Genomic DNA, 21728 nt, shown 5'->3' with positions numbered 1-21728 from the left:
GTACATCAAGGTTTGCTAATGAACGTCCGCTTAAAGTTGAGTACTGTGCGGTGCAACAAAGCGCCGCCTTTTACCCGAGGAGAAAGAAGATGGTGTCATTTTCCGAGCAAGTATCGCGTGCCAGCCTGGCTGTCTATGAAGCCCAGTTAATTAGTGCCCAGGCGTTCGTCGAGGCCGCCATCGCAGGCGGCGCCAGGGTCGTCGATTTGAACCTCGATGCAGCCCGCACGACGCTGGCGGCCGCGACGGTTGTGAACAATCAGCTGCTGTCCGCCAAAGACCCGCAAGAGCTGCTGCAATTGTCGCGCGCGCAATCGCAATTGGCCATCGATCGCATCGGATCGTATGGTCGCCAGGCAAAGGATGTTGCCCACGAAACGCACGAGAATTTCTCGGCTGTGACAAAGGGTGAGTTTGCTGCGGCGCATCAAAAATTTGGTGAACTCTTGCAGGCTGTAAAAGAAGCGCCGTTACCCCTCGTTATTCCCTTCAATAATTTTCTAAAAACCCCTTTCAGCAAGCCAGATGAAGGGTATGATAAAAATAAAAACAGGCACGCTGGAAACTAAGGCGGTGCTGTTTTCGGCCCGGTTGCGGCTACCCGCCGCGCCCGGTCGTGCGCCCATCACCGACGGCAGCCGACCTTGCCAGTCACGACGATGTGGCGTTGGAGTGTGGCCCAGGCCACGAGAAATAAAGCACAGCTTGCTGTGTCTTCCCGGATTGATCAACACCTTGGCCATCGTGGCCAGCATATCGGAGAAATAAATGGATGATGTCGTAATCGTGGCCGCCGGCCGTACCGCAGTCGGCAAATTCGGTGGCAGCCTGGCCAAGATTCCTGCGTCCGAACTGGGCGCGCATGTAATCAAGGGCCTGCTGGCAAAGACCGGCATCGACCCGAACCTGATCGGCGAAGCGATCCTGGGCCAGGTACTGACGGCCGCTGTCGGCCAGAACGCCGCGCGCCAGGCAGTCATCAAGGCTGGCTTGCCGAGCAGCATCCCTGCGTTCACCATCAACAAGGTGTGCGGCAGCGGTCTGAAAGCAACCCATCTGGCGGCGCAGGCCATCAAGTGCGGTGACGCCAACATCATCATCGCTGGCGGCCAGGAAAACATGAGCGCCGCACCGCACGCGATGAACGGTTCGCGCGACGGCTTCCGCATGGGCGACTTCAAGATGGTCGACACCATGATCGTCGATGGCCTGTGGGACGTGTACAACCAGTACCACATGGGCATCACGGCGGAAAACGTCGCCAAGAAATATGAAATCACGCGCGCCGAGCAAGACGAATTCGCCCTGCAGTCGCAGCTGAAAGCGGAAGCGGCGCAAAAAGCGGGCAAGTTCAAGGATGAAATCCTGCCGCTGGAAATCGCCAATAAAAAAGGTACGGTGATGTTCGACAGCGATGAATACATCAAGCCTGGTTCCAGCCTCGATTCCCTGACGGGCTTGCGTCCGGCGTTTGCCAAGGATGGCACGGTGACGGCCGGCAATGCTTCGGGCCTGAACGATGGCGCCGCCGCCGTCATCATGATGTCTGCATCGCAAGCCAAGGAACTGGGCCTGAAGCCGCTGGCGCGCATCAAGGCTTACGCATCGTCGGGCCTGGATCCAGCCATCATGGGCATGGGTCCTGTCTCGGCTTCGCGTCTGTGCCTGAAAAAAGCCGGCTGGACGCATGAAGAGCTGGACTTGATGGAAATCAACGAAGCGTTTGCCGCGCAAGCGATCGCCGTCAACAAGGAAATGGGCTGGGATACCAGCAAGATCAACGTGAACGGCGGCGCCATCGCCATCGGCCACCCGATCGGCGCCTCCGGTGCGCGCATCCTGGTTACCCTGATCCACGAAATGATACGCCGCGACGCCAAGAAAGGCTTGGCCGCACTGTGCATCGGCGGCGGCATGGGCGTCGCGCTCGCCATCGAACGCGATTAAGGCATCGTCAACCGACGGTTTCCGACAGCCTTAACAGATTTTAATTTTTAGCAATAAAACGATATTGAGGTGATGAAAATGGCAAGAGTAGCACTGGTAACTGGTGGCATGGGTGGTTTGGGCGAAGCCGTGTGCTTCAAATTGGCGGCTCTGGGCTATCGCGTGGTCACCACCTATTCCCCGGGTAACCCAAAGGTCGCGGAATGGCTGGCGACCACCAAGGACATGGGTTATGACTTCAAGGCTTATCCTTGCGACGTGGCCGATTACGATTCTGCGGCCGCTTGCGTGGCAGCGGTGGAAAAAGAGATCGGCCCGGTCGATGTGCTGGTCAACAACGCGGGCATCACGCGCGACATGACCTTCAAGAAGATGGACAAACCGAACTGGGACGCCGTGATGGGCACCAACCTCGATTCCGTTTTCAACATGACCAAGCCGGTATGCGATGGCATGGTGGAACGCGGCTGGGGCCGCATCATCAACATCTCGTCTGTGAATGGCCAGAAAGGCGCTTTCGGCCAAACCAACTATTCGGCGGCCAAGGCCGGCATGCATGGTTTCACCAAGTCGCTGGCACTGGAAGTGGCGCGCAAGAACGTCACCGTGAACACCATTTCGCCAGGCTATATCGGTACCAAGATGGTGATGGCGATTCCACAGGAAGTGCTGGACAGCAAAATCATCCCGCAAATCCCGATGGCGCGCCTGGGCAAACCGGAAGAAGTAGCCGGCCTGGTCGCTTACCTGGCGTCTGATGAAGCCGCGTTCGTGACCGGTGCGAATATCTCGATCAACGGCGGCCAGCACATGTCGTAATCGTTGCTGATGTAAAAAAAAGACAGCCGCGGCTGTCTTTTTTTTTATCCTGTTTTTTTACTTAACCCATCACCAGCCGGCCCGCCAGCAACACAAATACCGTGGGCAGCACGAACTTGCCGTATGGCGAAGGTTTGCCGCGCAGGCCGCGTGCCAGGCGGGCGGCCAGTACCGCATAGACGGCGTCGAACAGCAGGCCCATCAGCACCAGAGTGGCGCCCAGGCGCAGGTATTGCATGCCCATGCTGGCGCTGGCATTGACGAATTGCGGCAGGAACATGCTGCAAAACAGCAGCGCTTTCGGATTGAGCAGATTGGTGAGAAAACCGCGCACCAGGCTGGCGCGGGCGCCTTGTTCCGTTGGCGGCGGCGCTGCTTCATCGCTTTGCTCGCTACCCTTGGTCAGCGCCGATTGCAGCAGGCGTGCCGCCAGGTAAAACAGGTAGGCGGCACCGGCCCATTTCACCCATTGCAAGGCTTGCGGATGGGCTACCATCAAGGTTGCCAGGCCAGCGCCGGACAGGGTCACGTGCACGGCGCGCGCGCCGGCGATGCCTAAAGCTGTGACCAGCGCCGTGGCCACGCCGCGCGCCGCACCCGTCGCCAGGACCAGCGCCATATCGGGGCCAGGCAATAAAAATGCGCCGGCCAGTGCCAGCAGGTACATCAGGAAGGTAGAATCAGACATGGCGCGGTTTTGCGGAAGAGGGTGTGCAGTGCTGCGCATTATGTTCTTGCGCAATTGAAATGTGCTTGCTATTTCTTCTCGGTATGCCCTAGTATTGGGGTAGATTCAACCCATAAAAAAACAATAATTAGATGAAAATTTCAGATGTTAGCCTCGATGCCACGGATTTGCAGATACTCAGGCTGCTGCAGGAAGAAGGACGGCTGTCCAACGCGCGCCTGGCCGAGCGCCTGAAGCTCAGCGAAACGCCCGTCTGGCGCCGCTTGCGCCGACTGGAAGAAGAAGGGTTTATTACCGGTTACCAGGCGCTGCTCAACCGCAAGAAACTCGGTATCGGCCTGGTGGCTTTTGTCCGCGTGGTGTTTGCCAACCACGGCAACGAGCAGCCGTCCCAGTTCGAGCAAGCCATCCTCTCGATCCCGGAAATCCTGTCTTGCCACAATGTGGCGGGCGAAGCCGATTATTTCCTGCAAGTGGTGGCGCGCGACCTGGAAACCTATGGCGAATTCGTCTCCACCGTCTTGCGCCGCCTGCCTGGTGTGGCGGAAATCCAGTCCAGCCTGTCTATGCGCGAAATCAAGTCGTCGAACCGACTGCCCTTGCCGCTGGCCTGAGTGCGCGGGCGCGCACTATAATTGGGCATAGTTGCTACTCCCTGACCGCTTTCCGAGGACCGCCATGCCCGATACCTTATCGCCTTTGTTTCCCGTCCTGTCACCGAACCGGCATGGCATGCTGGCGGTCGATGAGGTGCACACCATTTATTGGGAAGAGTGCGGCAATCCGGACGGCATTCCCGTGCTGTTCCTGCATGGCGGCCCAGGCGCCGGCCTGTCGCCCCAGCACCGCCGCTTCTTCGACCCGCAACGCTACCGCGTGATCCTGTTCGACCAGCGCGGCGCCGGCAAGTCGACGCCCTTGGGCGAGTGGCGCAACAACACCACCCAGTTGCTGATCAACGATATTGAAAAGCTGCGGGCCCAGTTTGGCATTAGCCAATGGCTGGTGTTTGGCGGCTCCTGGGGTTCCACTTTGGCGCTGGCGTATGGCCAGGCGCATCCTGAAGCGTGCCTGGGTTTCGTGCTGCGCGGCATTTTCCTGTGCACCCAGGCGGAAATCGACTGGTTCATCGAAGGCGTGCGCTGGTTTTATCCGGAATTGTACGAAGAATTTGCCGCACCGATACCCGCCGCCGAACGCAGCGATCTGCTGGCCGCGTATGTAAAGCGCATCCTCAGCAGCGACCCGGAAGTGTACTGGCCGGCCGCGCGCGCCTGGAGCCGTTTCGAAGGACGCCGCGTGTATCTGATGCCGCAGCCGGAAGATACGCCCAACGATGCGCTGGACCTGGGCGTGGGCCGGCTGGAATCGCATTACATGGCCAACCTGGGTTTCCTGGAAGAAGATCAATTGATACGCGACCTGGGCCGCATCGCGCATTTGCCGGCCGTTATCGTGCAGGGCCGCTACGACGCCATCTGCCCGCCGCTGTCGGCCTACCGTCTGCACCAGGCCTGGCCTGGCGCGCAGCTGGAAATCATCCCCGATGCGGGCCATGGCGCGCTGGAACATGGCATCGCCTCGGCGCTGGTGCGGGCCACCGAGCGTTTCGTACCGGGTCGTGGTTTTGCATGAGACGCTCAATGAGCGTTAAAGCTTGTCAGCCTGCTACACTATCGCATGTGCCCGCGCCAGGAGCGGGCGCCAGCGTGAACTGACGACTTTTTAACCATGAATATACAGATCGGCGATATCGGCCATACCATCCAGCTGGCGATTGCGCCGGTATTCCTGTTGACTGGTATCGGCACCATGCTGGTCGTGCTGACCAACCGCCTGGGCCGCATCATCGACCGCTCGCGCGTGCTGGAAGACCGGCTCGACATCGGCTACAACGATCTCTACATGTTGGAGCTCGATACCCTGTACAAGCGCACCCATCTGATCAATTATTCGATTTCGCTGAGCACGGCCTGCGGTTTCTTTGTCTGCATCATTATCGCCATGCTGTTCCTGGGCGATATATTGAACCTGACCCTGGACAAGTATATCGCCGTGTTTTTCGTGCTGGCCGTGCTGTGCCTGATCGGCTGTTTCACTTATTTGCTGCGCGAGATTTATCTCTCCGCCACCGCCCAGATTTTCCGGCGCCATGTCCGTCCGCCAGGCGCGCGGCAGGGTACGCCGGTATTACCACCTGACAAGACCACCCCAAAGATTAAAGATTGAGTCCAGTATGCAAGATTACAAACGCCCACCCACCCTGCACCGTTATGGCCAGCGCAGCGAACTTGAACTGGCGCTGAGCCTGGGCCAGTTCCGTTTGACACCTGCCGGCAACTGTTTGACCCTCAGCTTTTCGCAAGTATGGGACAAGAAACTGTTCGACCTGTTTTCGCCGGCCGACAGCTGTTTGATCATCCATAACACCGAAGAATTCGGTGAGCGCCTGCACCGCGCCGTGCAGCGCACCTTGCCCAGCTGGGCCGGTATCGATGGCCTGGTGGAATATGGCCAGCGCGCCGCCCTGGGCGCCGTATTTACCAAGACGCGCGCCGAAGCGGTGGAGCAGGAATGGCTGTTCGCCTGGCGCTCGATGCAGCCGCAAGCTAGCCTCAATCCTGTCACGGTCAAGCTGGGCAGCCTGGAAAACTTCGCTGAAATCCGCGACCGCGACACGTATTTGGCGTAAATCCCTGGCGTAATCAGCGCACTGGCGGGCTGTCGATGCGCGCCAGCACGGCGTTCATCATGCGCTCGATATCGCCGCGTATCATGGTCGGGCCCAGCATGCCGGGCACGTAGAAGCCCGGCATCAGCCGGCTGTTGAAGACGATGCGCGTGCCGCCCGTCTCGGGAATCGGATACAGGTTCCAGCTCGCCTCATAGTGGCGCATATCGCCGGAAATCAGGTCGATGTTGATCGCCGAGAGCGGCGTTTCCGTGGCCCGCACCACCAGATGGATGGCGTGGTTCATGAACAGGAAGCGTGCCACGCCCTGCTGCTCGATGATGACTTCATTGCCATTGCGCGACAGCACCCGGCAGGAACTCATGTCGGGCACGAATTCACTCATGCGTTCATAGGTGGTCAAGGTCTTCCAGACCGAGGCGGGCGGCGCCTGCACGGTGCCGCTGGCGTCCACTTCATACATGCGCTGCCCATCGACTTCGATGCGCCTGACGTCGACTTTCAGCTTGGGCATTTCCAAACGGGGCGTTTGCGCCAGTGCCGGTGTGGAACTGGTCACGGCGAACAGTAGCAGTAGGCAAAGAAAGAGTCGCGTCATGGCGGCTAGCCTACGGTAAAGTTGCGCCGGGCACAAGATGCGCGTGCCATCGAACGAGCGCTAGCGCACATTTAGAACTGCTGGTCTAGAGAAAATCGCTGCAGGCGGCGGCAATGCTTGTTACCGTACCGTCTGTATATTTCCTTTCAGACATCAGGCCATGACTTCCTATCCACATTTGCTCGCTCCCCTCGACCTGGGTTTTACCACCTTGCGCAACCGCGTCATCATGGGTTCCATGCATACGGGCCTGGAAGACCGTTTCTACCACTACGGCAAGCTGGCTGCGTTTTACCGCGAGCGGGCGCGTGGCGGCGTGGGGCTGATCGTCACGGGCGGCATTTCACCGAACCGGCAAGGCTGGCTGCTGCCATTCGGCGGCACCTTGAATTTCCTTGGCGACGTGCCCAATCACCGCAAGGTGACGCGCGCCGTGCATGAAGAGGGCGGCAAGATCCTGATGCAGATCCTGCATGCAGGCCGCTATGGTTATCAACCGTTCGTGGTTTCGGCATCGGCCAAGAAATCGCCGATCTCGCCATTCCGTCCCCGTCCGCTCAGCGAGCGTGGCATCGAACGCACCATTTGCGACTACGTGCGCTGCGCGCGGCTGGCCCGCAAAGCGGGCTACGATGGTATCGAAGTGATGGGCAGCGAAGGTTATCTGCTGAACCAGTTTTTGTGCGCGCGCACCAATCTGCGCACCGACCGCTGGGGCGGCAGTATCGAAAACCGCATGCGTTTGCCGGTGGACATCGTGCGCCGCATCCGTGCCGCCGTCGGTCCGGACTTCATCATCATGTACCGCCATTCCCTGCTGGACTTAGTGGAAGGCGGCAACACCTGGGATGACGTGGTGACGGTGGCCAAGGCGCTGGAGCAAGCTGGCGTGACGATCCTCAACACCGGTTACGGCTGGCATGAAGCGCGCGTGCCGACCATCGTCACCTCGGTGCCGCGCGCCGCCTTTGCCAGCGTGGCCGGACGGCTGCGCCGTGAAGTGAGCATCCCCGTGGTGGCCTCGAACCGCATCAATATGCCGCACGAAGCGAACGCCATCCTGGAGCGCGGCGACTGTGACCTGGTATCGATGGCGCGCCCCTTTTTGGCCGACCCGTATTTCGTGGCCAAGGCGGCCTCCGGGCGCAGCGATGAAATCAATACCTGCATCGGCTGTAATCAGGCTTGCCTCGACCATACTTTCGCCAACCAGCGCGCCAGCTGCCTGGTCAATCCGCGTGCCTGCCATGAAACCACCCTGGTGTATGCCAGGAAAGCCGTGGCCCGCAAGGTGGCCGTGGTGGGCGCCGGGCCGGCTGGCTTGTCGGCCGCCACGGTGGCGGCGGAATGCGGCCATCACGTCACCCTGTTTGAAGGCAGCGGCAGTATCGGCGGCCAGTTCAAGGTAGCCATGCAGATACCGGGTAAGGAAGAATTTGCGGAAACTATCCGCTATTTTGCCCGCCGCCTGGACTTGCTGGGTGTCGATGTGCGCCTGGGCCAGCGGGTCACGCGCGAACAATTGCTGGCCGGTGGCTACGACGACGTGATCGTGGCCACCGGCATCAAGGTGCGCCTGCCGGCCATCCCCGGCATCGATCACCCGAAAGTCCTGTCTTACCTAGACGTGCTGCAAGACAAGGCAGCCGTGGGCAAGCGCGTGGCGATCATCGGCGCGGGCGGTATCGGTTTTGACGTGGGTGAATACCTGCTGCACGATCCATCCCATCCGCTGCCGCAATCCGTATCGACCTGGGCGAGTGAATGGGGCGTCGACATGCAAGCGCAGAGCGGCGGTGGCCTGGTGCCTGCCGTGGTGGCCGAACCAGTGCGGCAACTGTTTTTGTTACAGCGTAAGACGTCCAAGGTGGGGGCGGGCCTGGGCAAGACCTCGGGCTGGGTGCACCGGGCGGCGCTGGCCCGCAATGGCGTGGCCATGCTGGCGGGCGTGCAGTACGACAAGATCGACGAGCAGGGCTTGCATATCACGGTGGGCGGCAAACCGCGCTTGCTGGCGGTGGACAATGTGATTATCTGCGCAGGGCAGGACAGCTTGACGGAACTGATGCCGGAAACGGACAAGGATGGCAAGCCGCTGCTTGCGGGCGGCCCGCGTTTCCATAAAATCGGCGGCGCCGCGCTGGCGGCGGAACTCGATGCCAAGCGGGCGATACGGGAAGGGGCGGAGCTGGCCGCCAGCTTATAAAAAAAGCCTGCCGGTGCTACCCGGCAGGCTTGTTCTGGCGGTGCTGGTTTAGTGCCCGCTGTGTGCCTTCTTCGCTTCTTCAAAACTATGCAGCACGTGCTCGGCCATGCCGTTGGCCAGTTCGTGTTCGCCGATAAAAATCTTGCCCGCGTTTTCAGCGCGCAGCAGGTCGGCTTCTTCTTCGCTGTGGGTGCGCACTACCGTCAGGATGCCGGGGTTCAGCGCGCGTGCCGTCTCGATCATGGCGCGCACGTGGAAGGTGTCCGGCGTGGCGATCACCAGCATGGTGGCGTGCGTGATGTGGGCCTGGATCAGCACGGCCGGTTCACCCGCATTGCCGGCCACGGCGGGGATACCCTGCTTGCGCAGCTGGTCGACGATTTCACGGTTTTCCTCGGCGACCACGAAGTGAATGCCACGCTCCATCAGCGCGGCGGCGATGCGGCGGCCCACGCGGCCGTAGCCCACCAGTACGATTTGTCCCGACAGTTTTTCTTGCGGCACCGTCATCGGCAATTCGGCCAGCGGATCGGCCGTGCGTTCGAACTTGCGCGCAAAGTCGCTATTGTTCAGTACGCGCAGCAGCGGATTGGCCATGCTGAACACCAGCGGATTCAAGGCGATCGACAAGATGGCGCCGGCCAGGATCAGGCTTTGGCCTTCTTGCGGCATCAGGCCCAGCGACAAGCCCAGCGCGGCCAGGATGAACGAGAATTCACCGATCTGCGCCAGGCTGGCCGAGACGATGATGGCGGTTTTCGGCGGATAGCGCAGGGCCATCACCAGCAGGAAGGCGGCGATCGATTTACCGAAGATAATGATGGCGCAGACAGCCAGCACTTGCAGCGGTTTTTCCACCAGGATATTCGGCTCGAACAGCATGCCGACCGACACGAAGAACAGCACGGCGAACGCGTCGCGCAGCGGCAAGGACTCTTCGGCGGCGCGGTGGCTTAATTCAGATTCGCGCAGCACCATGCCGGCGAAGAAGGCGCCCAGCGCGAACGATACGCCAAACACTTTGGTGGCCGCATAGGCGATGCCGACGGCGGCGGCGATCACGCACAGGGTGAACAGTTCGCGCGAACCGCTGCGCGCCACTTGCCACAAGATCCACGGGAACAGCTTGCGGCCCACCACCAGCATGAAGACGATGAAACCGGCCACCTGGCCCAGGGTGATGGCCAGCGTGTACCACAGGCTGACCTTCTCGGCGCCTGGCGCCACCGTGCCGCCCAGCGCGCCGGCGAATGCCGGCAGCAATACCAGTACCAGCACGGTCACCAGGTCTTCCACCACCAGCCAGCCGACAGCGATGCGGCCATTCAGGGAATCGAGGATGCCCCGTTCTTCCAGCGCGCGCAGCAGCACCACGGTACTGGCGACCGACAGCGCCAGGCCGAAGATCAGCCCGCCGCCTATGCTCCAGCCCCACCAGTGGGCCAGGCCCATGCCCATCGCGGTAGCGACGGCGATCTGCAGGATGGCGCCAGGCAGGGCGATCTTGCGCACATCCCACAAGTCTTCGATGGAAAAGTGCAGGCCGACACCGAACATCATCAGCATCACGCCGATTTCCGCCAATTGCCCGGCTAATTCAGCATCCGCAACAAAACCTGGCGTGGCCGGTCCTATCATGATGCCGGCGGCCAGATAACCGACCAATGCCGGCAATTTCATACGGGTGGCGATAAAGCCAAAAACGAGGCCGAAACCGAGGGCGGCGGCGATGGTGGTAATCAGACTGATGTCGTGGGGCATGCGCTATGGGTTCCTTATGGTGCAGATGTAAAAAGATAAATTGGAGCGCTTGAGTATAAACGCAACAAAGCTGCGGCTGGGACTTTTCCCGCCGCTTTTTTACAAAAAATCCATACCCTATCTTCGTCCAGGTGGCTGCGAACGCATGCCTATCCACCTGGAACGGCGCCTAATTCTGCCAGTAGGCGCTTTTTCAGATATCTATATTAAAGTTGCAGATTAAAGTTTGCGTACTACTACGCAACCGATCGAGTAACCGGCGCCGAACGAGCAGATGACGCCCATGGCGCCCGCAGGCATATCATCTTGATATTTATGGAAGGCAATAATCGAACCGGCTGACGAGGTATTGGCGTAGGTGTCGAGGATCACCGGCGCTTCATGGGCTTCGGCGTCGCGGCCCAGGATCAGGCGCGCGATCAGCAGATTCATGTTCAGGTTCGCCTGGTGCAGCCAGTAGCGGCTCACTTGCGCCACTTCCACGCCGGCCTTGGCCAGGGTAGCCTTGATCATCTCGGCCGCCATCGGGCAGACTTCCTTGAAGACCTTGCGGCCTTGCTGGCGGAACAGTTTATCGGCCTGGCCCACTTTGGTTTCATCAAAGCGGTTGAGGAAGCCGAAGTTGTTGCGGATGGCGTTGGAAAAACGCGTTTTCAATTCCGTGCCGACGATTTCAAACTGGTGCTGCGAGACGGCCGTCTCTTTCGCCTCGACCACGATGGCGGTGCAGGCGTCGCCAAAGATGAAGTGGCTGTCGCGGTCGCGCCAGTTCAGGTGGCCGCTGGTGATTTCAGGATTCAACACCAGCACGGCGCGCGCCTGGCCGCTTTGCACGGCGGCCACCGCTTGCTGGATGCCGAAGGTGGCCGACGAGCACGCCACGTTCATATCGAAGCCATAGCCATCGATCTCCAGCGCATGCTGTACTTCCACCGCCATGGCCGGGTAGGCGCGCTGCATATTGCTGCAGGCCACCAGCACCATGTCGATATCGGCTGCCGTACGGCCGGCGCGGTCCAGCGCCTCGCGCGCGGCGGCCACGGCCATTTCAGCCTGCAAGGAAATTTCATCATCGGCGCGCTCGGCGATGCGCGACACCATGCGCGCCGGGTCCAGGATGCCTTCCTTTTCCATCACGTAGCGCGACTTGATGCCGGAGGCCTTTTCGATGAAGGCCACGCTCGACAGGTCCAGCGCCGTCACCGTGCCGTCAGCGATGGCTGCCGCATGCTCGGCATTGAATTTCTCTGCGTAGGCATTGAAGCAGGCGACCAGCTCTTCGTTCGAGATCGAGAATGGCGGCGTATACAGGCCGGTACCGCTGATGACGACTTGTTTCATGTGAAATCTTTCAAATTAGGCAATCGACGCGACGCCGATAAGTGAAGCAAATTTTACACAAACAGACTCGACTGTAGAGAGTTTCGTGCCACGCAGGGAAATAGCGGTGGCGTGATGTATGGCGTGTGTTGCAGAAAAAGACCTGCCGCGCAGGCAGGTCCTTGAACTTTGCTATAAGAATAGATGCTGCTTAAGTCACTACTTTTTCGGTTCCTGCTTCACTTCCGCCTGCACCACCACCGGTTCCGGTTTGGCCAGTTGCACCGGCAAGCCTTTCAGGTGATTCAGCGCCTGGTTCAGCTGGAAGTCATCCTGGCTGCCGTATTCCAGCGGCTTCTGGGTTTTTTCCAGGGCGATCATGCGCAACTGCTCTTCCATCTCGTCGTTCACGGGCGCCGCCTTGGCCGTGGTTTTCTCGGCGTCCTTGTCGCGATCGTTGATCAAGTGTTTCTGCAAGTCCGCCTCGCGGATGCGCAGGCTGTTCAAGCCGTCGTTATTGGCGTTTTCATCGACCAGCAGGTCGGGCACGATGCCCTTGGCCTGGATCGAACGGCCATTCGGTGTGTAGTAGCGGGCCGTGGTCAGCTTGACGGCCGTGTCGGCGGTCAGCTGGCGGATGGTTTGCACGGAACCCTTGCCAAAGGTTTGCGTGCCGATGATGGTGCCTCGCTTGTAGTCTTGCAGGGCGCCGGCGACGATTTCCGAGGCCGAGGCCGAACCCGTGTTGACCAGCACCACCAGCGGTACTTTTTTCAAGGCTTCCGGCAATTTTGCCAGTGCATCGCCTTCGCTGTGCAGGGAATAGTATTCGGCGCGGCCATAAAACACTTGCTTGGAATCAGGCAGCTGGCCATTGGTCGAGACGATGGCGCTATCCTTGGGCAAGAAGGCTGCCGCCACGCCGATGGCGCCTTGCAGCACGCCGCCCGGATCGTTGCGCAAGTCCAGCACCATGCCTTTGATATTGGGATCCTGCTTGTACAGCGCCGTGATCTGGGCCGCCATGTCATCGACGGTCGGTTCCTGGAACTGCGACACGCGCACCCAGGCGTAACCGGGCGCGATCATCTTCGACTTCACGCTTTTCTGGTGGATTTCCTCGCGGGTGATGACGAAGGACAGAGGCTGTGGTTCATCTTTACGGGCAATGGTCAGCGAGACTTTGGTGCCCGGCTCGCCGCGCATGCGCTTGACGTTGTCATCGAGGCTGCTGCCTTTCACGGGCTGGCCGTCGAGGCGCGTAATCAGGTCGCCCGCCTTGATGCCGGCACGGTAGGCGGGCGAATCTTCGATCGGTGAAACAATCTTGATATAGCCATCTTCGCTGAGGCCGATTTCAATCCCCAGGCCCACAAACTTGCCTTCCGAGCCTTCACGCAGTTCGGCGTAGGCTTTCTTGTCCAGGTAGGCGGAATGGGGATCGAGCGAGGCCACCATGCCGGAGATGGCCTCCGTCAACAGTTTCTTGTCTTCCACCGGTTCCACATAGTCGGACTTGATCAGGCTAAACACGTCGGCCAGCTGGCGCAGTTCTTCCAGCGGCAGGGCCGGTTCGACGTTTTTTTGCGCCATCGCGGAAAATTGCAGCGAGACGGCGACCCCTGCCACCACGCCGAGGCCGATCAAGCCTGTGTTTTTGAGTTTGCCCATATGTCCACCTAGCTAGAATTGGTCTTCTGTGTTGCACAGGCGCCAGTCCCTGTGGAGCGGCGCTGTCTGAAAGTATAGTCCTGAATCCCGGCTGGCGTGGGACGCCATCGCTAATCGGGTTTAAAGCACAGTGTAGGCAGTAGAAACCAGCCAATAACTTGCCATATGTTGCAGTTTTGTATGCGATGTATAGTTGTTCTTGAGGGGAGTAAGCATTTGTAATACTCGAAAAAAAGTCTCACACGCCGTCATATAGTGAATTCGCATTCTCGACCCGAAGTGGTTTTGCCTGCGTCTCAGGACGCAGGCTTTTTTTTATCCGGAGCTCTTATGACATCCCTGACTTTGTTGCCTTCCTTGCGTCGCCTCAGCCTGGCTTTGCTGCTCGGTACGACTGCCTTGACGGCATCTGCCATACCGATCACCGAGATGCGCCTGGAAGACTTGCTGCCGATGGCGCCTGATTTCAAGGCTGAATTGAAGCTCAATGCGAATCAGAACATTTTATGGCAGCAGGTGGAAACAAAAACACGGCAATTGCTGCGCGAACGCAAGGCGCGCCGCGAGCGCTTGCAGGCGAGCGTGCAAGCTGGCCTGGCGGCGCCGCAACTGGAGCTGCGCGACCTGGTCGGGGGACTTGACAATGAAAGTGCGATCAGCCAGGCCGAAGAAAAGCAGTTGCGCGAGTGGTGGCTGACCGTCAACGATGCGCTCGATGAAAGCCAGCGCCACGCCGTGGCCCAGTTTATCGCCGGCCAGATGGCGCGCGTGATGGATGGCGTCGTGCCGCACAGCGAAACGCAAGGCGCGCCCAGTGGCGACCATGGCGGGCGCAAGGGAGGCGGCCGTGGCGGCATGGGCGGCGGCATGGGCGGTATGGGTGGAAATGGCATGGGCGGTTCCGGCTCCGGCAATGTGGGTGGCGGAGTGAATATTCCGATGAACTAAGATGTGAATGGAGCCCGTCATTGAGGCGGACAGCGGGCTGGCGAGGGGAAAAGCCTGAAAGTGTTGTAGGCAGTGGCAGGGAATTGTTGCTTAATTGTTGTGCAAATGTATCGTAAAGTAAAAAACGGCGACGGTGCCGGCCATGGCCGGGGCAGCGCACCTAGAATACGTTTTTTACATTGCTGAAGCCACAATATTTAGCCACAGCGTCACCCTCACTTGCACTGTCCCCCATGAGTAAACTGATTTCCGCCGCCAGCCTGGCGCTGTTGAGTTCCACTGCGCTATGGTCGCCCGCCTTTGGCCAGACTGAAACCGCCGACACCAGCGTGATGGTGAAAGACAAGGATGGCAAGGAAGTGCCTGCCGTCACCGTCAATGGCAGCCGCGCCAGCGACATGGATGAGCGGCGCCAGTCGACGGCGGGCAAGCAGGTATATGGCCGCGAAGAACTGGACCGCAATGGCGACACCAGCCTGGGCGATGTATTGAAACGCTTGCCGGGCGTGACCATGGGTGGCAAGCCTGGCCGTGGCGGCGAGATCCGCATGCGCGGCCTCGGTAGCGGCTACACGCAGGTGCTGCTCAATGGCGAGCGGCCGCCGGCCGGCTTTTCCATGGATTCGCTGTCGCCCGACCAGGTCGAGCGCATCGAAGTGATGCGCGGTCCGGTGGCCGAGCACAGCACGCGCGCTATCGCCGGCACCATCAACATCATCTTGCGCGACGGCTACCAGCAGCGCGATATTCAGCTGAAACTGACCGACAGCATCGAAAAGGGCCGGCATGGCCCCAACGTGTCGCTGATGGTGCCGGGCAAGGTGGGCGGCCTGACCTATCTGCTTTCCGCGACCGTGTCGCAAAACCGCCAGCAAGACATCAACCGCACGCACAATGTTGATACAGATTTGCTCGATGGCGTGGTGGAAAAAGACCAGCAGGTGCAGGACATCAGCATGCGCCGCTCCACCTCGCTGCACCTGACGCCGCGCCTGTCCTACAAGTTCGACGGCGGCGATACCTTGAACTTCCAGCCTTTCCTGATGAGCAACCGCAGCGATGGCAGCACCAGCAGCTTGCTGGACCAGTCCATCGGGCAGATCGCCCCTGAATACCACACTGCCGCTGGTACTAGCACTTCGTCGAGCACCTTCTTGCGCGGCTTCGGCAACTGGGTGCACAAGATGGAAGGCGCGGCCAAGCTGGATGTGAAGTTTGGTTTTGGCAGCGGCAAGAGCGACAGCGATGCAGTGCGCAATCAATATGATGCCAGCGGCAAGCTGCTCGACAACTTCCTCGACACGGACAGCACGCGCGACCGCAGTGTCAATACGGGCGGCAAGTACACTTCGCCGCTGGGCAAGGGCCATTTACTGGCGGCCGGCTGGGATGCCGAATGGGGCAAGCGCGAGCAGACCCGCGTATCGCTCGACAATGGCGTACCTGGTTTTGTCGATTCGGGCGACAACCTGACGGCCGAGACGCGCCGCTTCGCCGCTTTCGCCCAGGATGAATGGGATATCACGCCCCAGTGGGCCGCGTATTTCGGCTTGCGCTGGGAAGGCATCCGTACCCTCAGCGACCGCAGCAGCGGCACCATCAGCAACACCAGCAGCGTCTGGAGCCCCTTGCTGCACGGCGTGTGGCGTATTCCCGGCCATGAAAAAGACCAGGTACGCATGAGTTTGACGCGCAGCTACCGCGCACCAGCCCTGAACGACCTGATCGCCCTGCCATCACTGTCGCGCCTGAACAACGCCACGCGGCCCGACCGTACCGGCAATCCGAATCTGAAACCGGAACTGGCGACCGGTATCGACCTGGCCTATGAGCATTATCTGGGCCGCGCCGGCATCCTCAGCGTGAGCGGTTTTACGCGCAATATTGATAACCTGATGCGCCGCGAAACGAGCTTGCAAAACACGCTGACCGGTCCGCGCTGGGTTTCCACGCCCACCAATATCGGCAATGCGCGCACCAGCGGCATCGAACTGGAAGCCAAGTTCCAGCTGGCGGAACTGATGGCCAATGCGCCTGCCATCGACTTGCGCGCCAATTACAGCCGTTTCTGGTCGAACGTGGAAGGCATTCCCGGCCCTAACAACCGGCTCGACCAGCAAGCCAAGCAGACGGCCAACCTGGGCCTCGACTACCGCATCAAGGAAGTGCCGCTGACCCTGGGCGGCAGCTATAACTGGACGCCAGCCACCACCATCCAGACCAGCCTGACGGAAACCGTGTATGGCACGGCCAAGCGGGGGCTCGATGTATATGGCTTGTGGAAATTTGATGCGCGCACGCAACTTCGCATCTCCGCCAGCAACCTGCTGCACGATGATTACATCAATGGCCGCGACGTGCTGACGAATGGTTTGCTGCAAAGCGCATTGACGACCTCGCCGACCAACACTGTCTGGAACGTTCGTCTGGAAACCAAGTTTTAATGTTAGTGTAAAGCAACAAAGCCACCGCGCCGCAGCAGACCCGGGATGGTCAAGCCTGGACTTGACGTGCTACATTCCTGAAGCTTCTGGCGTGGCGGGCGACCCGCCAAAAGCCATTCGCCCGATTTTTTTGACATGCCCCATAAGGACAATTCGTGAACCGTTACCTCTTGAGCAGCCTGACCCTGACCCTGTTGGCTGCGTTTGCCAACGCCGCCGAACCAGCATCGACCGTTGCCGCACCGACCGTTGCACCGACTGCTGCGCCAGCGGCCGCCGGCGCCATTTCCGGCATCGACGTGCAATACATCGACCCTGCCGTGCGCGTGCAGGACGATTTCTTTACCCATTTGAACGGCAAGTGGCTGGCCACGGCCGAGATTCCGGCTGACAAGTCGAGCTGGGGTTCGTTCGCCAAACTGCGCGACGACACGACGCCGCAATTGCGCGGCATCATTGAAGCCACGCAAAAGGACAAGAATAAAAAAGCCGGTTCCGAAGCGCAAAAGATCGGCGACCTGTACGCCAGCTACATGGATGAAGCCCACCTCGATGCGCTGGGCGTGAAACCGCTGGTTGGCGAACTGAACCGCATCCGTTCGCTGCGCGACAAGAAGGGTGTGCCTGCCCTGATCGCTCATCTGAGCCAGGTTGGCGTGGCTACCCCGTACGCCGTGTACGTGGGCCAGGATGCCCGTGCATCGACCAAATATGCCGCCTACGTCAGCCAAAGCGGCCTGGGCATGCCAGACCGCGACTATTACCTGGAAGCCAAGCAGGCTCCTGTGAAAGAGAAGTATCAGGCGCACGTGGAAAAAATGCTGTCCATGGCCGGCGACAAGAACGCCGCCGCCCACGCCAAGGCCGTGGTTGCTCTGGAAACTTCGCTGGCCGAAGTGCAATGGACCAAGGTCGAGAACCGCGACCCGATCAAGCGCTACAACAAGACTGACGTTGCCAAGCTCAATGACCTGACCCCGGGCTACGACCTGAAAGCCGGCCTGTCCGCCTCTGGCATCGCCAGCAAGGTCGATTACGTCATCGTTAACCAGCCTAGCTATCTGGCCGGTTACAACAAGGTGCTGGCCGCCACCGACCTCGACACCGTGAAAGCCTATTTCGAATGGCACTTGCTGCGCAGCTACGCCAGCTACCTGTCGAAAAACTTCGTCGATGAAAGCTTTGCCTTCTACGGCACGACCCTGAGCGGCGTGACGGAAAACCAGCCGCGCTGGAAGCGTGGCGTGGGCGCGGTCGACAGTGTGCTGGGCGAAGCCGTAGGCAAACTGTATGTGGCGCAATACTTCCCGGCCGACCGCAAGGCGCACATGGAAGAACTGGTGAAAAACGTGCTGGCCGCCTACAAGCAAAGCATCGACACCCTGGACTGGATGAGCCCGGAAACCAAGAAAGAAGCGCAAATCAAGCTGGCCAAGTTCACGCCGAAGATCGGCTATCCAAACAAATGGCGCGATTATTCGAAGCTGCAAATCGTCCAGGGTGACCTGGTGGGCAATATGATGCGCGCTGCCAATTTCGCTTCCGCACGCAATGTGGCCAAGCTGGGCAAACCGATCGACCGTGAAGAGTGGGGCATGACGCCGCAAACGGTGAACGCCTATTACAGCTCGACGATGAATGAAATCGTCTTCCCGGCGTCGATCTTGCAACCGCCATTCTTCGACGCCAAGGCGGACGACGCCGTCAACTATGGCGCCATCGGCGCCGTGATCGGCCATGAAATCAGCCACGGCTTCGACGACAAGGGCAGCCAGTCCGACGGCGATGGCAACCTGCGCGACTGGTGGACCCCGGAAGACCGCAAGAACTTCGCCGCCAAGACCGACGCGCTGACCAAACAGTACGATGGCTACAGCCCGCTGCCGGGCTACCACGTCAACGGCGCGCTGACCCTGGGCGAAAACATTGCCGACAATTCCGGCCTGGCGATCGCCTACAAGGCGTACAAGATCTCGCTGGGCGGCAAACCTGCTCCGGTGATCGACGGCTTGACGGGCGACCAGCGCTTCTACATGGGCTTTGGCCAGGTATGGCGCAGCAAAATGCGCGAAGCGCAACAAATCGTGCAAATCAAGACCGACCCGCACTCGCCTGGCCAGTACCGCGCCAACGGCACCATGGTCAACCAGCCTGGCTTCTACGAAGCGTTTGACGTCAAACCAGGCGACAAGATGTATGTCGCCCCGGAAAACCGCGTCATCATCTGGTAATGCGCTGCTTTGGTGCAAGCCTTATGCGTAAATGATATAAACGTATGCGCTTAGGCAAAAAAAAGACCACCTTGCGTGGTCTTTTTTTGCATTCCCAGAAAGTTCTTTCTTCCGCTCAATTGCTTATGCTACAGTCAAAAACCGGGCCAGAAGCCTGAGGCGTTCTGACCCTGATATTTCGTACAATAATTCCATATAATATTTGAGGACTACTGTGAATCGTTATCTGTTAAGTGCATTGACACTGAGTTTGCTCGCTGGCGTGTCCGGCATGGCCGGCGCCGCTGATGCGTCCAAGAAAGTTGTCGCTACTGCCGCTGCGCCAGCCGCCCTGGCTTCCGGCATCGCCACCGAATATGTCGATCCAGCCGTGCGCGCCCAGGACGACCTGTTCCAGCACCTGAATGGCAAATGGCTGGCCGAGACAGTCATTCCTGCCGACAAGTCGAGCTGGGGCAGCTTCGCCAAACTGGCAGATGACACCCAGACACAGTTGCGCGGCATCGTAGAAGGCGCCGCTGCCGACAAGAACCGCGCCGCCGGTTCAAACAAGCAAAAGATTGGCGACTTCTATACCAGCTTCATGGATGAAGCCAAACTGGAAAGCCTGGGCCTGACCCCATTGAACGCCCAGTTGGCCAAGATTGCCGCTTTGAAAGATACCAGCGAACTGCCAGCTTTCATCGCCGAATTCAGCAAGCTGGGCGTGAGCTTGCCTTACGATTTCGGTATCCATCAAGATGCCAAGGATTCCACCAAATACGTCGCCGACATCGGCCAAAGCGGCCTTGGTTTGCCTGACCGCGATTACTACCTGGAAGAAGGCAAGGCCGACACGCGCGCCAAATACCTGACCCACGTCGAAAAAATCCTCAGCCTGGCTGGCGATCAGAACGCTGCCGCCAATGCCAAGGCCATCCTGGCGCTGGAAACAGAACTGGCTAAAGTGCAATGGAGCAAGGTCGAGAACCGCGATCCGGTCAAGGCCTACAACAAGGTCGACCTGGCCAAGCTGGCCGACGTGGCGCCAGGCTTTGACTGGGCGACTTACCTGAAAGACACCGGTATTGCAGGCAAGGTTAGTTATGTGATCGTCAGCCAGCCCAGCTACCTGAAAGGCTTTGCGGAGATCGCCAACAAGACCCCGATCGCTACCTGGAAAGCGTATTTCCAATGGCACTTGCTGCACGCGAATGCAAGCTACCTGCCGAAAGCCTTCGTCGATGAAAACTTCGCTTTCTATGGCACCACCCTGACGGGCGTGACGGAAATGCGTCCACGCTGGAAACGCGGCGTAAGCGCCGTCGAAGGTGCGCTGGGCGAAGCCGTAGGCCAACTGTACGTTGAGCAATATTTCCCGGCCGAGCGCAAAGTGCGCATGGAAGCGCTGGTGAAAAATCTGCTGACGGCGTACAAGCAAAGCATCGACAAGCTGGACTGGATGAGCCCGGCCACCAAGAAACAGGCGCAAATCAAGCTGTCCAAGTTCACCACCAAGATCGCTTACCCGAACAAATGGCGCGACTACTCGGCGCTGACGGTCACGCCAGACGACTTGATCGGCAATATCGAGCGCGCCAACCTGGTGTCGTATAACCGCGAACTGAACAAGCTGGGCCAGCCTATCGACCGCGATGAGTGGGGCATGACGCCGCAGACAGTGAATGCTTACTACAATCCGGAGATGAATGAAATCGTCTTCCCGGCGTCGATCCTGCAAGCGCCGTTCTTTGACGCCAACGCCGACGACGCCGTCAATTATGGCGCTATCGGCGCCGTGATCGGCCATGAAATCAGCCACGGCTTCGACGACCAGGGCGCGCAATATGACGGCGACGGCAACCTGCGCGACTGGTGGACCAAGTCCGACCATAAAAACTTTGCCGCGAAAACCAAGCAGCTGGTGGCCCAGTACAACGGCTTCAGCCCGGTCAAAGGTTATTTCGTCAACGGCGAACTGACCCTGGGTGAAAACATCGCCGACAACTCGGGCCTGGCGATTGCCTACAAGGCTTACAAGCTGGCGCTGCACGGCAAAAAAGCCCCGGTCATCGACGGCTTGACGGGCGACCAGCGCTTCTACAGCGGCTGGGCGCAAGTATGGCGCATGAAAATGCGTGAAGCGCAGCAACTGGTCTACCTGAAAACGGATCCGCATTCGCCTGGCCAGTTCCGCGTCAACGGCACCGTGCGCAACCAGCCTGGTTACTACGAAGCGTTTGGCGTGAAACCAGGTGACAAGATGTATCTGCCACCGAAAGAGCGCGTCATCATGTGGTAATGCACTGTCTGATGCTGTAGTGAAAAGCCGCCCCGCGCAAGCCGGGCGGCTTTTTTACGCCTGCTGAAAGTTTCCGAGGCGAAAAAAAACCGCCAGCGAAGGCGGTTTTTCATATTGGGAAG

The 21728-nt window shown here is 59.5% G+C and carries 17 protein-coding genes; 12 read left to right on the top strand and 5 right to left on the bottom strand.

What is annotated here, in order from left to right; translation table 11 throughout:
* Nucleotides 1–89: 89 nt before the first annotated feature.
* From phaP to phbB, 3 genes are all read left to right on the top strand, one after another.
* On the top strand, nt 90–569 hold the full coding sequence (gene phaP / locus HDE75_RS19765; protein ID WP_183679608.1) for a TIGR01841 family phasin: 480 nt from the start codon (nt 90–92) through the stop codon (nt 567–569).
* A gap of 199 nt (nt 570–768) precedes the next feature.
* The gene (locus tag HDE75_RS19760; protein WP_183679610.1) at nt 769–1947 is read left to right on the top strand and encodes an acetyl-CoA C-acetyltransferase; all 1179 of its coding nucleotides are present in this window, start codon (nt 769–771) and stop codon (nt 1945–1947) included.
* 78 nt (nt 1948–2025) lie between these two features.
* The gene (gene phbB / locus HDE75_RS19755) at nt 2026–2766 is read left to right on the top strand and encodes an acetoacetyl-CoA reductase (RefSeq protein WP_183679612.1); all 741 of its coding nucleotides are present in this window, start codon (nt 2026–2028) and stop codon (nt 2764–2766) included.
* Nucleotides 2767–2827: 61 nt separating this feature from the next.
* On the opposite strand, the gene HDE75_RS19750 is transcribed toward phbB, so the two are convergent.
* On the bottom strand, nt 2828–3454 hold the full coding sequence (locus HDE75_RS19750; RefSeq protein WP_260174216.1) for a LysE family translocator: 627 nt from the start codon (nt 3452–3454) through the stop codon (nt 2828–2830).
* A gap of 131 nt (nt 3455–3585) precedes the next feature.
* Between HDE75_RS19750 and HDE75_RS19745 the strand changes: the two genes are divergently transcribed.
* The 4 genes from HDE75_RS19745 to HDE75_RS19730 all read left to right on the top strand — a co-directional run bounded on the left by HDE75_RS19745 (nt 3586) and on the right by HDE75_RS19730 (nt 6146).
* Nucleotides 3586–4068, top strand: coding sequence for an Lrp/AsnC family transcriptional regulator (locus HDE75_RS19745; RefSeq protein ID WP_183679614.1), 483 nt, complete (start codon nt 3586–3588; stop codon nt 4066–4068).
* 64 nt (nt 4069–4132) lie between these two features.
* Nucleotides 4133–5089, top strand: a complete 957-nt coding sequence (gene pip / locus HDE75_RS19740) for a prolyl aminopeptidase (protein ID WP_183679615.1) — start codon at nt 4133–4135, stop codon at nt 5087–5089.
* A gap of 96 nt (nt 5090–5185) precedes the next feature.
* Entirely contained in the window at nt 5186–5683 is a 498-nt protein-coding gene (locus HDE75_RS19735) for a DUF2721 domain-containing protein (protein WP_183679617.1), read from the top strand.
* 7 nt (nt 5684–5690) lie between these two features.
* Nucleotides 5691–6146 (top strand): hypothetical protein, encoded by a 456-nt coding sequence (locus tag HDE75_RS19730; protein ID WP_183679619.1) that lies wholly within the window; start codon nt 5691–5693, stop codon nt 6144–6146.
* Nucleotides 6147–6159: 13 nt separating this feature from the next.
* On the opposite strand, the gene HDE75_RS19725 is transcribed toward HDE75_RS19730, so the two are convergent.
* Complete coding sequence (locus HDE75_RS19725; protein ID WP_260174217.1) at nt 6160–6744, bottom strand: SRPBCC family protein; 585 nt, start codon at nt 6742–6744, stop codon at nt 6160–6162.
* A 160-nt stretch (nt 6745–6904) separates the two neighbouring features.
* Between HDE75_RS19725 and HDE75_RS19720 the strand changes: the two genes are divergently transcribed.
* Nucleotides 6905–8950 (top strand): NADPH-dependent 2,4-dienoyl-CoA reductase, encoded by a 2046-nt coding sequence (locus HDE75_RS19720; RefSeq protein WP_183679621.1) that lies wholly within the window; start codon nt 6905–6907, stop codon nt 8948–8950.
* Between the two features lie 48 nt (nt 8951–8998).
* Here the strand turns inward: HDE75_RS19720 and HDE75_RS19715 are convergent, their stop codons facing one another.
* The 3 genes from HDE75_RS19715 to HDE75_RS19705 all read right to left on the bottom strand — a co-directional run bounded on the left by HDE75_RS19715 (nt 8999) and on the right by HDE75_RS19705 (nt 13702).
* The gene (locus HDE75_RS19715) at nt 8999–10711 is read right to left on the bottom strand and encodes a cation:proton antiporter domain-containing protein (protein WP_183679623.1); all 1713 of its coding nucleotides are present in this window, start codon (nt 10709–10711) and stop codon (nt 8999–9001) included.
* A 219-nt stretch (nt 10712–10930) separates the two neighbouring features.
* A complete protein-coding gene (locus HDE75_RS19710) occupies nt 10931–12052 on the bottom strand; it encodes a beta-ketoacyl-ACP synthase III (RefSeq protein ID WP_183679625.1) in 1122 nt (373 codons plus the stop codon).
* Nucleotides 12053–12250: 198 nt separating this feature from the next.
* Nucleotides 12251–13702, bottom strand: a complete 1452-nt coding sequence (locus HDE75_RS19705) for a S41 family peptidase (protein WP_183679627.1) — start codon at nt 13700–13702, stop codon at nt 12251–12253.
* Between the two features lie 330 nt (nt 13703–14032).
* Here HDE75_RS19705 and HDE75_RS19700 point away from each other — a divergent pair, with 330 nt between their 5' ends.
* From HDE75_RS19700 to HDE75_RS19685, 4 genes are all read left to right on the top strand, one after another.
* Nucleotides 14033–14650 carry a hypothetical protein gene (locus HDE75_RS19700; protein WP_183679629.1) on the top strand — a complete coding sequence of 206 codons (618 nt, stop codon included), beginning with the start codon at nt 14033–14035 and terminating at the stop codon, nt 14648–14650.
* A 233-nt stretch (nt 14651–14883) separates the two neighbouring features.
* Complete coding sequence (locus tag HDE75_RS19695; protein WP_183679631.1) at nt 14884–17094, top strand: TonB-dependent receptor plug domain-containing protein; 2211 nt, start codon at nt 14884–14886, stop codon at nt 17092–17094.
* Between the two features lie 155 nt (nt 17095–17249).
* Nucleotides 17250–19325, top strand: coding sequence for a M13 family metallopeptidase (locus tag HDE75_RS19690; protein WP_183679633.1), 2076 nt, complete (start codon nt 17250–17252; stop codon nt 19323–19325).
* A gap of 214 nt (nt 19326–19539) precedes the next feature.
* Nucleotides 19540–21606, top strand: coding sequence for a M13 family metallopeptidase (locus HDE75_RS19685; RefSeq protein ID WP_311735145.1), 2067 nt, complete (start codon nt 19540–19542; stop codon nt 21604–21606).
* Nucleotides 21607–21728 lie beyond the last annotated feature (122 nt).

Source organism: Janthinobacterium silvisoli (assembly GCF_014200725.1).
Classification (GTDB): domain Bacteria; phylum Pseudomonadota; class Gammaproteobacteria; order Burkholderiales; family Burkholderiaceae_D; genus Janthinobacterium.
The sequence above is the reverse complement of the archived record's forward strand: the minus strand, read 5'-3'. Positions and strand labels throughout refer to the sequence as shown.